The sequence below is a fragment of the Pectinatus sottacetonis genome (assembly GCF_015732155.1).
Lineage (GTDB): Bacteria > Bacillota > Negativicutes > Selenomonadales > Selenomonadaceae > Pectinatus > Pectinatus sottacetonis.
The window spans coordinates 1,292,819-1,306,034 of sequence record NZ_WIQK01000001.1 but is presented as its reverse complement, the minus strand read 5'-3'; the positions used below and the strand labels follow the sequence as shown (position 1 = coordinate 1,306,034).

Below are 13,216 nucleotides of genomic sequence, written 5' to 3'. Positions count from 1 at the left end.
ATATTTTATTTTCGCTATCAATAATATATTTGCCACTAATTTTTTACAAAGGACGTATTACATGAAAAAATATTATGATGTCGAGGAAAAAGTTCCTTTATTAGAAGGTATTCCGCTTAGTCTACAGCACTTATTCGCTATGTTCGGCTCCACAGTACTTGTTCCTTTCCTGCTTAAAGTCAATCCGGCTACTGCATTATTTATGAATGGGATAGGTACTATTTTATATTTATTTATCTGTAAAGGACGTCTGCCCGCTTACCTTGGCTCTAGTTTTGCTTTTATATCTCCTATTCTTGCTGTTTTAGGCACAAGCGGTATGAGCTACGGTGATGCTCAGGGAGGCTTCATAGCTTTTGGTATATCCTTTATAATCTTGTCATTAATAATTAATAAAGTCGGCACTAAATGGATCGATTTTATCCTGCCGCCTGCTGCCATGGGTTCAGTAGTTGCCGTTATCGGACTGGAACTTGCTCCATTAGCCTTAACTATGGCCGGTTTTATAACTACACCATCCAGTACATCACATATTCCCCATGATTCAGCAATGATTGCTTCTGGTTTTACATTGCTCGTAACTATCCTCGCTTCTGTATTAGGCCGGGGATTTATCGGCATTATTCCCGTTTTAATTGGTGTAGTAGCCGGTTATATAATTTCTTTTTTTCTTGGCATTGTTGATTGGTCTAGTGTGCAGACAGCTCCATGGTTTGCTGTCCCTACCTTTTATGAACCCAAATTCAATCTAAGTGCCATAATGATGATAATGCCTGCCTTATTTGTTGTTTTTGCTGAACATATTGGCCATCTATTTGTTACCGGCAGTATTGTTCATCGTGACCTTATCAAGGACCCGGGATTGCATCGCTCATTATTTGCTGACGGTCTCTCTAACATAATATCCGGCCTGGTTGGTTCTACTCCCAACACTACCTATGGAGAAAATATGGGAGTAATGGCTATAACACGCGTATACAGTGTATGGGTAATTGGTGGAGCTGCTGTATTTGCCATAGTATTTTCCTTTATTGGTAAAATTGCTGCCATCATTCATGCTATCCCCGTTCCGGTCATGGGCGGCGTAAGTATCCTGTTATTTGGCATCATTGCCTGTTCTGGTATCCGTATGCTCATCGAAAAAAAAGTAGATTATACTAAATCCAAAAACATGATACTCACTGCCGTCACAATGGTAAGCGGGTTAAGCGGAGCTGTTCTTACTATTGGGCCTGTACAATTAAAAGGCATGGGACTAGCCACAGTTGCTGCTATGATTTTAAGTATATTCTTCGGCATTTTTGAAAAATTTAACATAGATAACAAAAACTAATAATATTATTCCTTATCACCATACAGATTTTATACAAATAACCCGTTGGTCTTATAAGACCAACGGGTTATTTGTATAATTATAAAAAACTATATTCAATCATTCAGGCAAGATCATCGCCACCGCCAATATAGTCTTGTAATGCTAATGCATAAACGAGACGGCGTTCACGCATAAACGATAAAACACGCAATACCTGCCATGCAGTATCAAGGGCTGTCAAACATGCAATACCATGTTCTACTGTCGAGCGGCGTATTTTAAATCCATCTTTGGCAAAAGCCCTGCCCGGAGTAAGTGTATTTATTACCATATTTATCTTACCGGCTTTTATCATTTGTAAAATATCGCCTTTACTTTCATGTACTTTTCCTACGACATCTACTTTTATCCCCATTTTTTCAATAGCTTTTGCTGTACCTTGTGTAGCTACAAGCTTGAATCCCAGTTCAAAGAAAGCCTTAGCCAGTTGCTGCATTTCCTCTTTATCTTTATCAGCAACTGTGAATAATATTGTTCCTTTTTTCGGGATATTCATTCCTGCCCCGGTTATTGCTTTATATAAAGCTCGTGAATAATGATAATCTATCCCCATCACTTCACCAGTCGATTTCATTTCCGGCCCAAGTGAAATATCCACATCCTGCATTTTAGCAAAAGAAAATACTGGCGCTTTTAATGCTACATATGGTTTAGGTGTTATCAGCCCTGAATGGTAACCCATTTCCTTCAGCGAATGTCCCAGGGCCACTCTCGTAGCTATATTGACCATTTTTACATCTGTCACCTTGCTAAGAAATGGTATAGTACGGCTTGAGCGGGGGTTTACTTCTATTACATAAACATGTTCATTAAGTATTACATACTGCACATTCATCAAGCCTTTTACGTTAAGCCCTAATGCCAGCCTTTTAGTATAATCAACTATCGTGTATATTACTCTGGCAGAAAGTGTCTGCGGCGGATAGACTGCAATACTGTCACCCGAATGTACTCCGGCACGTTCAATATGTTCCATTATTCCTGGTATAACCACATCAGTGCCATCACAAATAGCATCAACTTCTACTTCCCGTCCCTGCATATAATGATCTATGAGTACAGGATGTTCCGGTGATACTTTAACCGCCCGTGCCATATAATCACGCAGTTCTGTTTCATTATAGACAATTTCCATCGCTCTTCCACCCAAAACATACGATGGACGGATAACACACGGATAATTGATATCTTTTGCGGCTTTTACTGCATCAGCGACATTAGTCACGCTTTCTCCACGCGGACGCAGTATCTGTATTTTTTCCAGTAGTTCATCAAAACGTTCTCTATCTTCAGCACGGTCGATATCGTCAACAGCTGTTCCTAGTACTTTTACACCTGCTTTTTGCAGATCAGCCGCCAGGTTTATTGCTGTCTGTCCACCAAACTGAACTATTACACCTTCAGGTTTTTCTTTATCAATAATATTCAGCACATCTTCTGCCGTCAATGGTTCAAAATAGAGTCTATCCGAAATATCAAAATCTGTACTTACTGTTTCTGGATTATTATTGATGATAATTGCTTCTATCCCCATTTCACGCAAAGCCCATACAGAATGTACCGAGCAATAGTCAAATTCTACTCCCTGCCCTATGCGGATGGGACCAGAACCCAAAACTATTACTTTTCTCTTAGATGAAGTCTTAACTTCATCTTCCTGGGCATGAAAAGTAGAGTAATAATATGGCGTAGCAGCCTCAAATTCAGCCGCACAGGTATCAACCATTTTATAGCATGGTTTTATGCCCATAGATATGCGTGTATTACGTATATCTGTCATATTTTTTCCCGTTATTTCTCCTATGGATTTATCAGCCAAACCGATATTTTTGGCTTCCAGAAGCAATTTTCTCGTTAACTGCTGTGCCTTGAGCTTATTTTCAACATCAGTAATATTCTTTATTTTTCTTATAAACCATTTATCTATCTTTGTTATATCATTTATTTTATCAACCGATGCAATGTTACGGCGCAGTACTTCCGCAATGACAAATATTCTTTCATCGTTAATCAGCTCTAATTTTTTAATGACTTCAGCATCCGTCCATGCCGCTACATGCTCCATGGATAAACGATTGACTCCTATTTCCAAAGACCGTACAGCTTTTAAAATAGCTCCTTCAAAATTACGGTCTATTGACATGACTTCTCCGGTTGCCTTCATCTGTGTACCCAGCGTATGATCAGCTAAAACAAATTTATCAAACGGCCAGCGGGGAAACTTTACCACACAATAGTCCAATGCCGGTTCAAAACAGGCTTTGGTTTTCTGCGTTACCGCATTGGTTATTTCATCAAGAGTATATCCTATAGCAATTTTAGCCGAAACCTTTGCAATAGGATAACCTGTTGCCTTTGATGCCAAGGCCGATGACCTGCTGACACGCGGATTTACTTCAATAACATAGTAATTATTGGTCTTGCTGTCCAAGGCATATTGGGCATTGCAGCCGCCTTCTATCCCTAGTTCACGAATAATACGTAATGATGCCGAACGAAGCATCTGATACTCATGATCAGTCAATGTCTGTGAAGGAGCAACTACAATACTATCGCCGGTATGAACACCTACCGGATCAAAATTTTCCATATTACATACAGTTATACAGTTATCATTACCATCGCGCATCACTTCATATTCTATTTCTTTCCAGCCAGCAACAGAACGCTCTATGAGTACCTGCCCGATCATACTATATTTCAAGCCACGTATAACGATTTCTACCAGTTCATCTTCACTGTCTGCTATACCGCCGCCGGTTCCGCCCATTGTATATGCCGGGCGGACTATTATCGGATATCCTATTTCATTGGCAAATTTTACTGCCGCATCCACATCTTCTACAATTTTACTTTCCGGTATTGGTTCACCAAGTTTCTGCATTGTTTCCTTGAATAATTCGCGATCTTCTGCTTTTTTTATTGCCTCTAAAGGTGTACCTAGAAGTTCTACATTATGTTTTTTCAAAACACCACGTTCATGTAGTTTTACTGCCAGATTCAATCCGGCCTGTCCCCCCAGAGTAGCCAGAAGACCATCCGGTTTTTCTTTAACTATTATTTCTTCTAAAAACTCCACTGTCAGCGGTTCTATATATACACGATCTGCGATATGTGTATCAGTCATTATCGTAGCTGGATTGCTATTTACCAAAACTACTTCTAATCCTTCTTCTTTGAGTGCCCGGCAAGCCTGCGAACCCGCATAATCAAATTCTGCTGCCTGACCAATAATTATCGGGCCGGAACCGATTACCATAACTTTCCTCAGATATTCTTTTTTCGGCACGATTAATTTGCTCCTTTCTTCATCATTGCACAAAATTCATCAAATAGATATGTATTATCATCCGGTCCCGGTGAAGCTTCAGGATGGTACTGCACTGAAAATAATGGTAAACTTTTATGATGTATTCCTTCAATTGTACCATCATTCATAGAAATATGGGTTATAACAAAAGGTAGTTTTTCCAACGACTTTTTATTTACAGCATAGCCATGATTTTGGGAAGAAATGTACACACGTCCTGTCCGCAAATCTTTTACTGGTTGATTAGACCCACGATGTCCGAATTTTAATTTATAAGTATCGGCCCCGCTGGCCAATGCAATTAATTGATGTCCCAGGCAAATACCAAAAATAGGCTTTTTACCAATTAATTGTTTAATAGTTTCTACTATATCCATTACATCTTTAGGATCTCCCGGCCCATTAGACAAAAATATACCATCAGGTTTCAGTGCCAAAACAGCTTCTGACGTCGTATATGCCGGAACAACTGTAATTTTACAGCCTCTTTCATGCATTGATTCCAGCATATGTCTCTTTATACCAAAATCCATTACTACGATATGCATTCCTTTATTATCAAGTACGTATTGTTCAGGTGTTGTCACTTTTTTAACTGTCTTTTTATCAATTGGTAAAGCCATTAATTTTTCACATTCTGCCTTTGGCGTATCTTCACAAACAATAATTCCCTTCATTGTTCCTGATGAGCGCAGGCAACGTGTCAACGCCCGCGTATCCACATTATAAAGACAAGGGATTTGATTATCCTCCAGGAACTGTGCTAATTCATTTTCCTTCTGCCAGTTACTACCCGCCTCACACAATTCTCCTATTACAAGGCCATTAGCAAAACATTTACGACTTTGATTAAACTTCTCAGCCGTACCATAATTTCCTATAAGCGGATATGTCAATGTTATAATTTGCGAACAATAGGAAGGATCCGTAAGTATCTCCTGATATCCCGTCATTCCTGTATTAAATACAACTTCACCGGTTGCTAATCTGTCATCCAGCAAATTTCCAGTAAAAGTACTGCCGTCCTCAAGAATCAATTTACCTTTCAAATAAAGCACCTCCGTAATCATCAGTTATTACCTTCACACTGTTCTTTCTTTTATCTCCAAACAGTGTATATCGGAAAGCCTGCTACCTTAAATCTAAATATTTTATCATACTCAAGTAGATTATTCTATAATTATACCATCTTGCATAATTATTCGTCCATTAATGATAGTCATAACTGGTTTTCCCTTTAATTTTCTTCCAGCAAATGGTGAGTGAGTACCTCGGGTATAAAACTTATCTTCATCAACGGTCCATTGTTCTTCTGTATCTATTATCGTTATATCAGCTACTGCATTTTTACTCAATGTTCCTTTATCAAGGCCAAATAATTCAGCTGGTGCAGCTGTCATTTTATTTATAATAAGCGGCAGATCAACTTTTCCAGTATGATAAAGATCTGTCAGCAACACACCTAATGCTGTTTCTAAGCCGGGAAAACCACTCGGAGCATATCTGAATTCCCTATCTTTTTCTTCTTCAGCATGCGGGGCATGATCCGTTACTATATTATCAATCGTTCCATCAATAAGTCCTTCTATCATCGCAGCCAGATCTTCATCTGTACGCAGCGGTGGATTAACTTTAGTTGCTGAATCAGTAAGATCTACCATATCTTCTGTCATTGTAAGATTATGCGGTGTAACCTCAGCACTTACCTTAACGCCACGTTTCTTTGCCTGTCTGACAAAATCTACTGCCTTCCTTGTACTGATATGGGCTATATGGATGGGGGCATCGGCATACTCGGCCAGTAATATATCGCGCATAACTGCTATATCTTCAGAAACAGCAGGCCGTCCCTTCACTCCGAGCATTGCGCTTCTTTTACCTTCATTCATAATACCATCTTCAACCAGAGTAGGCTCTTCGGCATGTGATATTATTATTTTATGAAAAGGTTTCAGATAATCTAATCCATTAAGCAGGACGTTTGCTTTCTGTACATAATGTCCGTCATCAGAAAAAGCTACTGCACCAGCCTGGCTCATATCCCCGACTTCTGCCAGTTCTTCTCCCTTTTGTCCTTTAGTCAAAGCCCCGATTATTTCAATATTAACTACAGCATCTTCCCTGGCCCGCTGCTTAAGTCCTTTTATTAAAATAGAATTATCTACAACGGGTTTTGTATTAGGCATAGCTGCAATAGTAGTATAACCACCGGCTGCTGCAGCCCTTGAACCTGAAGCAAAATCTTCTTTTGATTCTTGTCCCGGTTCCCGCATATGCGTATGCATATCAATAAGTCCCGGTACTACTATTTTACCAGCAGCATCTATTACTTTTGCATCATCAGCCACTATATTTTCCTCTACTGCAGCAATTTTATCGTTTTCTATAAGTACATCAGCTGTTTTATCTATTTTATTAGCTGGATCTATAACTCGTCCGCCCTTAATCAATAATTTCACTATTTTTTCCTCCTGTCAAAATAAGTGTCAAAAGTGCCATACGCACAGCAACCCCATTCTTAACCTGTTCCTGAATAGCAGAATTACTGCTGTATGCAACTTCAGGAGATATTTCCCAACCTTTATTCATTGGTCCCGGATGCATAATCAAAACATCTTTTTTAGCCAGTGATAACCTTTTTTTATTAAGGCCAAAAATACGGGCATACTCTCTTGTTGAAGGGAAAAGTCCTGATTTTTGACGTTCCAGCTGAATCCTAAGTACATTTATAACATCAGCATTTTCAATAGCTTCTTCTATCCGATCATGGATGAAGATACCTTCTTCTTCATATAAAAAACGCGGCATCAATGTTCTGGGTCCCGCTAAATGTACTTCTATTCCCATTTTTCTCATTCCCCAGATATCACTGCGCGCTACTCGGCTATGCAGAACATCTCCTATTATTGCGCATTTCAGGCCTTTAAACCCACCCTTATACTGTCTTATAGTAAATAAATTGAGCAGACCTTGCGAAGGATGGGCATGTGCTCCATCACCGGCATTAACGATTACTGGTTTTACTACTTTGGCTGCATATTCCGCTGCACCTTCAGCTTTATGACGCATAACAATAGCATCAATCCCCATATCTTCAACTGTCAGCAGAGTGTCTCGTAAACTTTCTCCTTTTACTATACTACTGGAACTAGCCGTTATGTTTATCACATCTGCTCCCAAATATTTACCAGCAAGTTCAAAAGAAGATCGTGTCCTGGTACTAGGTTCATAAAATAAATTAACAATAGCTTTCCCCCGTAAAGCAGGAACCTTCTTTATATCACGATGAATGATATTTTTCATTTCCTTAGCTGTCTGCAGTACCAATTCAATTTCATCGGGAGAAAAATATTCCAGTCCTAAAATATTTTTGCCCCTAAGTGAAACACTCTTATTTTCCACTATATCTGCTCCTTTTCTTATATATAAAAAAAAGCTTTCTCATGCGCAAGGCATAAGAAAGCATAGCTATCCCATCAGTTCATTATAAAAGCTCCCTTTCAACCTCGCTGGATTTTATTAAAGGGTAATACCATATTGCTAAAATAATAGCACACAAAGACTTTAATTGTCAATATTTTATAACTAATTTGGGGAATACAATTTTTTATATGATTTTCTATTATCTAATACTCTTTTTACATAATCCCTGGTTTCCTTATAAGGTATTTTTTTATAATCGGCAAAATTTCTTCCCCAATGATAAATCTGCTGCCACTGCTCAATTTGCCCATGTCCGGCATTATAAGCTGCAACAGCCAATATTTCATTATGCCTGAATTCTCGCATTAAAAATGCCAAATACCATACACCATACCGAATATTAGTTTCCGGATCGTACAATTTATCGTCCGTATAGTTGTTATCACTTATATTCTTAGCTATCCACTGCCCTGTTTCCGGCATTATCTGCATGAGACCGATAGCTCCACGGTGCGATTTTGCATTTGGTACAAATTTACTTTCTGCCAGAATTATACCGGCAACTAAAGTACTGTCCATATTATATTTTTGCGCATATTTATTAATGACTTGTTCATACGGATAGGGATAGAAATATTTTTTTTCTACTTTTTCTATTACGTGTGTCTGGAGTCCCTCATAAATGCCGGCAAAAGTCACTGTTAAAAACAGCAGCATTATCATAAACCCCTGAATAATGCGCATTACATAACTTGTAGACTCATCTTTGGTATTACTCATCATATATCCAGCCTGTTCACAAGGGCATGCCATAATCTTTTTACATTTTTTTTATTTATTTCCAATGGGTTAACCGTATTAATTACCTTATCTGCCAGTTTTATTTTCAACTGCAGGGACATCTGTGACCGTATGCGATGCCTTGCTTCAGCAAAAGTATAGCCATTTCTTTGCCGCAGCCGCTTCAATTGTGTTTTTCTATCAACATATATAACCCATATCTCGTCAACAAACTTATCCCATCCTGTTTCAAATAAAAGTGGTACATCAATAATAACTATTTTTTTTCCTGATAATTCTATTTCCTTTATTTTTTTATCAACTTTTTCCCAAATCAACGGATGGCTTACAGCGTTTATCCATTCCTTTTCTTTTATATTTGCAAATACGATATTGCCTATCATACGCCGGTCAAGCGTATTATCTGCTGCTAATACTTTTTCCCCAAAATGGTCATAATAAGCCTGCCACAAAGCACCACCGGGCTGTACCAACTCATGGGCAATTTTGTCTGTATCAATTATTGCAGCTCCTTCTTGTCGCAAAAAAGAGCATACTGTCGTTTTTCCACAGGCAATTCCGCCTGTTAATCCAATCTTATACATCTGATGATATCCTTCATAATAATTTTTATTTTATTAATTTCTGGCAGTGAGGACAAAAACATGTCCCCCGTCCTCCGACTTTTATTTTTTCTATTATTGTACCACATTTTTTACATTGTTTTTTATCCCGACCATAAACAAATAGTTTTTCCTGATGAGTTCCCTTTTCTCCCTTGCCATTAACATAATCACGAAAAGTAGTTCCTCCGTCATTTATTCCATCCTTTATTACCTTATTAACTGCTTCTATTAATTTTCCTGCCTTTTTTTTATTAATATTGCATGCTTTGGTTTCTGGATATATACCTGCCAAAAACAACGACTCATCTACATATATATTTCCCAGACCTGCTATATTTTTTTGGTTCAATAAAAATGATTTTATTTTCCCCCTATTATTTTTTAATTTACTTTGTAAATATTCTAAAGTAAATTCTGCCGACAATGGTTCTGGCCCTAGTTCATACAAACCTTTTATCTTATCTAATTCTCCCGGTTTTATACAATATAATGTTCCTAAAGTTCTTGTATCTGCATAAATAAGTTTATCTCCATTATTTAATTCAAAAATAATTCTTTCGTATTTATCTTCCTGCTTATTTTTATTTACGTAACAAAGTCTTCCCGTCATCCGTAAATGAAATACTGCCATTATCTCATTATCCATCTGCATTATAAGATATTTGCCACGTCTTTGTATCTGCTTTATTTTATGTCCACTAAGCATTTTTACATAAGAAATACTGTCAGGATACTTTATCATACGCGGCAGCAATACTATAACATTTTTTATAACTTGTCCGTTTATATTTTTTTCCAGCGTTCGCTTAATACTTTCAACTTCAGGCATTTCCGGCATTGAAATCATTCCTTTTACTATTTTATTTGCAACAGTTTTACTTATTTTACATTTTCTGCCCTCAACTCAATAAACTTCATGTACTCTTTCATATTTTTTATTCCAGTAACTTTCCAGGTATTATCAGACAGTTTTTCCATTTCCAATTCCAAAATCATTGATTTATTTTTATCTGTCAAATATATATCAATTCCTACAAGAGCTGTACTGCCACTAACTTTTGTATAAGCAATATTATGAAATTCAATATTTTTCAGACCTATTTTACTACTTGTAGTTCCATTATCTGATATTAACTGTTTATTTGCACTTTCCCTTTTATTTGGCTCATTCTGCCATTTCCCTGTTTTTACGTAGGTATTTATTTCTTTTTTTATTTTATTAACCGCCATAGTTTTAGTCATTTTAACTATTCCTTGTGCTAGCCCTCTCAATGGATTATTTTTCATAAAAGAATCATTAGAAAAATAAACTTCAAAATATACATCGTAAGCACTGCTTATTATATTGTCAACATCTACATGTTTGTTAAATAATTCTGTATTATGCTCCCTTACTGCTTCCATTATTATCTCTATAGAGTGCTGTGGTGTTTTTAACCAGTAAGCTTTATAAAAGATGACTCCTGATGAGAATATTAATATTATAAATACCATAATGTATATTTTTATATTTTTTCCTGATTTTATAAAATTTTCTTTCATATGGTCCTCTCCATAATTAATTATTTTTAATCCAACTTGCTGCCACTCTGCCTATACACATGTTTTTTTCGTTTCTTATTATTTTTTTGCTTAACTAACGTCAAATATATAGAGCCACCTATTATTAACAGTCCACCTATTACTGATAATATATGCATTATTTCCCCGAAAAATAAATATCCCCACAGGATATTAAAAAAAACTCCCAGATATAAGACAAAGCTTACTAGCACCGTATTTGAAGTCCCGTAAGCCTGTGTCATTAAGGCCTGGGCTAATAAAGAAGCCACTCCTATACCTATCATTAATACTATCTCATAACTGCTAGGCATATGGCAGTTTTCTGACATAGTGGTCAGACCAATGACTGTACTACATAAAAGAAAATAGAATACGATTTCCCATGAGTTATGCCCACCACTTTGAAATAATTTATGAATAGTAGTATAAGCAACTGCCGATAAAAACGCTGCCAAAATTACCAATATTGCATAAAAAGAAAAAGAATTATATTCCCATGGACGCAGCAGTAATATTGTCCCTGCGATGATAATTACTAACGGCAGTATAGCCTTTGACGGTATTTTTTCCTTCAGCCATAATGCCGACAAAAATATTACAAATATCGCTGATAGTTGCTGTAATATGGCAACATCGCCCAAATGCATACCAGATATTGCAGTAAAAATAAGAAACATTCCTGTTCCTCCCATAGTCCCGCGAAAAATAAGCAATGGTATATCCTTATGGGAAAATTTAATATCATATTTTTTCATTATTAACAAAAGAATAACTACTCCTACTATACTTCTACCAAAAACTATTTCCCCACTGCCCATTGACCCACTGAGTTCCTTTACCATTAAATTCATTATACTAAAAACTAATGCTGCTCCCATTGCCAAAATCAAACCTTTATTTCCCAATTTCTTTCCTTCTTACATATCATTGTTGATAATATTGTTTATAACTAATATTATCATACACAACTTATTTTTTAAGCATAAAAGCCGCGGTATATATACACCCGCGGCTGTGTGGCTAATAATAACATATTATATAAATAAAATCAATTTTCTATAAAAAATTATTTTTTATTAATACTATTATTTATCATCAGAAAAACTATTTAAGGCAAATTTTTGAAATTCATAAACTGATGCCGATAGCATCCGGCTTGTGTCCCAAGCTATACCTATAGTTCTCCGGCAATGTGGTGAAGATAATTTTAAAAACTTTAAATTCAGATATTCTAATCCCGGTATCTTAGGAATAAGCGATACACCAAGATCTGCTGCTACTAGATTAGCCACCGTAACAATTTCGTCACCTTCGAATTCTATATGTGGTGACATCCCTGACATATCAAAAAGCTGATTAGCTAAGAGCCTTAATCCATAAAATGGTTTAAGTGTTATAAATGATTCATTGGCAATTTCCTTTAAATTAACACTATTCTTTTTTGCTAGAGGATGATCTGCTGGAACTATAACAAATAGCTCTTCTGAACATAACGGCAGCCATCCTATAGTTTCATTCATTAACAAATTAGAGCAAATACATAAATCGGCCTTTCCCTCTATAAGTTGTTCTGTCAAAACGGTAGAATTATTTTGATACAATCTGAATTTACATTGGGGATGCGTTTTTCTAAATTCACCTATAAGCTTGGGAACTATATAACTCCCCAAAGAATGTAGAAATGATAAATTTATTATCTGCCGGTCCGGTTTAAATATTTCCATCTTGGCCGCTGTTTCTTCTTTTACAATCCTCTCTGCATGGGTCAACAGCATTTCCCCGTAATGTGTCAGAGATATTTCCTTTGTACTACGATTTAATAATTTAACTCCGAGTTCTTTTTCTAAACGTATAATGGAACGGCTAAGTGCAGATTGTGTTATTGACACAGCTTTAGCTGCTTTTGTAAAATTTCCAATATGCGCTATCGCCAAAAAATATTCCAATTGTTGTAGTTCCATTTTATCTCCTGTTTATATTATTATGATATTTTATCATAATAATAGTTTCTTATAGTAATAATGATTATTCCTTTATATCCCTATAATTCAAAAATAATTACACTTCTGTATTGATTATAGTCTCTTTTATAATATATTTCCAGTCTGTATAGTGTATTACATTTGGGAATATATATCT

The 13,216-nt window shown here is 36.5% G+C and carries 11 protein-coding genes; 1 reads left to right on the top strand and 10 read right to left on the bottom strand.

Annotation, left to right across the window (positions count from 1 at the left end):
- Window positions 1–61 precede the first annotated feature (61 nt).
- Window positions 62–1,333, top strand: a complete 1,272-nt coding sequence (gene uraA, locus I6760_RS06030) for a uracil permease (protein WP_196593563.1) — start codon at window positions 62–64, stop codon at window positions 1,331–1,333.
- Between the two features lie 103 nt (window positions 1,334–1,436).
- Here uraA and carB read toward each other — a convergent pair whose 3' ends face one another.
- The 10 genes from carB to I6760_RS05980 form a co-directional block, all read right to left on the bottom strand.
- Window positions 1,437–4,664: a carbamoyl-phosphate synthase large subunit gene (gene carB, locus I6760_RS06025; protein WP_196593555.1), complete on the bottom strand. Its 3,228-nt coding sequence runs from the start codon at window positions 4,662–4,664 to the stop codon at window positions 1,437–1,439.
- A 2-nt stretch (window positions 4,665–4,666) separates the two neighbouring features.
- A complete protein-coding gene (locus tag I6760_RS06020) occupies window positions 4,667–5,734 on the bottom strand; it encodes a carbamoyl phosphate synthase small subunit (protein WP_196593552.1) in 1,068 nt (355 codons plus the stop codon).
- A 120-nt stretch (window positions 5,735–5,854) separates the two neighbouring features.
- Entirely contained in the window at window positions 5,855–7,144 is a 1,290-nt protein-coding gene (locus I6760_RS06015; RefSeq protein ID WP_196593551.1) for a dihydroorotase, read from the bottom strand.
- The gene (locus I6760_RS06010) at window positions 7,128–8,087 is read right to left on the bottom strand and encodes an aspartate carbamoyltransferase catalytic subunit (RefSeq protein WP_407947297.1); all 960 of its coding nucleotides are present in this window, start codon (window positions 8,085–8,087) and stop codon (window positions 7,128–7,130) included. Before I6760_RS06010 ends, I6760_RS06015 begins: the two co-directional genes overlap by 17 nt.
- 183 nt (window positions 8,088–8,270) lie before the next feature.
- Window positions 8,271–8,921 (bottom strand): lytic transglycosylase domain-containing protein, encoded by a 651-nt coding sequence (locus I6760_RS06005; RefSeq protein ID WP_231036118.1) that lies wholly within the window; start codon window positions 8,919–8,921, stop codon window positions 8,271–8,273.
- Window positions 8,888–9,493, bottom strand: a complete 606-nt coding sequence (gene coaE / locus I6760_RS06000; protein WP_196593550.1) for a dephospho-CoA kinase — start codon at window positions 9,491–9,493, stop codon at window positions 8,888–8,890. Before coaE ends, I6760_RS06005 begins: the two co-directional genes overlap by 34 nt.
- A gap of 25 nt (window positions 9,494–9,518) precedes the next feature.
- Window positions 9,519–10,361 (bottom strand): DNA-formamidopyrimidine glycosylase, encoded by an 843-nt coding sequence (gene mutM, locus I6760_RS05995; protein ID WP_231036117.1) that lies wholly within the window; start codon window positions 10,359–10,361, stop codon window positions 9,519–9,521.
- Window positions 10,362–10,393: 32 nt separating this feature from the next.
- Window positions 10,394–11,056, bottom strand: a complete 663-nt coding sequence (locus tag I6760_RS05990) for a hypothetical protein (protein ID WP_196593549.1) — start codon at window positions 11,054–11,056, stop codon at window positions 10,394–10,396.
- A gap of 26 nt (window positions 11,057–11,082) precedes the next feature.
- A complete protein-coding gene (locus I6760_RS05985; protein WP_196593548.1) occupies window positions 11,083–11,982 on the bottom strand; it encodes a DMT family transporter in 900 nt (299 codons plus the stop codon).
- A 180-nt stretch (window positions 11,983–12,162) separates the two neighbouring features.
- Window positions 12,163–13,038: a LysR family transcriptional regulator gene (locus I6760_RS05980; RefSeq protein ID WP_196593547.1), complete on the bottom strand. Its 876-nt coding sequence runs from the start codon at window positions 13,036–13,038 to the stop codon at window positions 12,163–12,165.
- Between the last annotated feature and the right edge of the window lie 178 nt (window positions 13,039–13,216).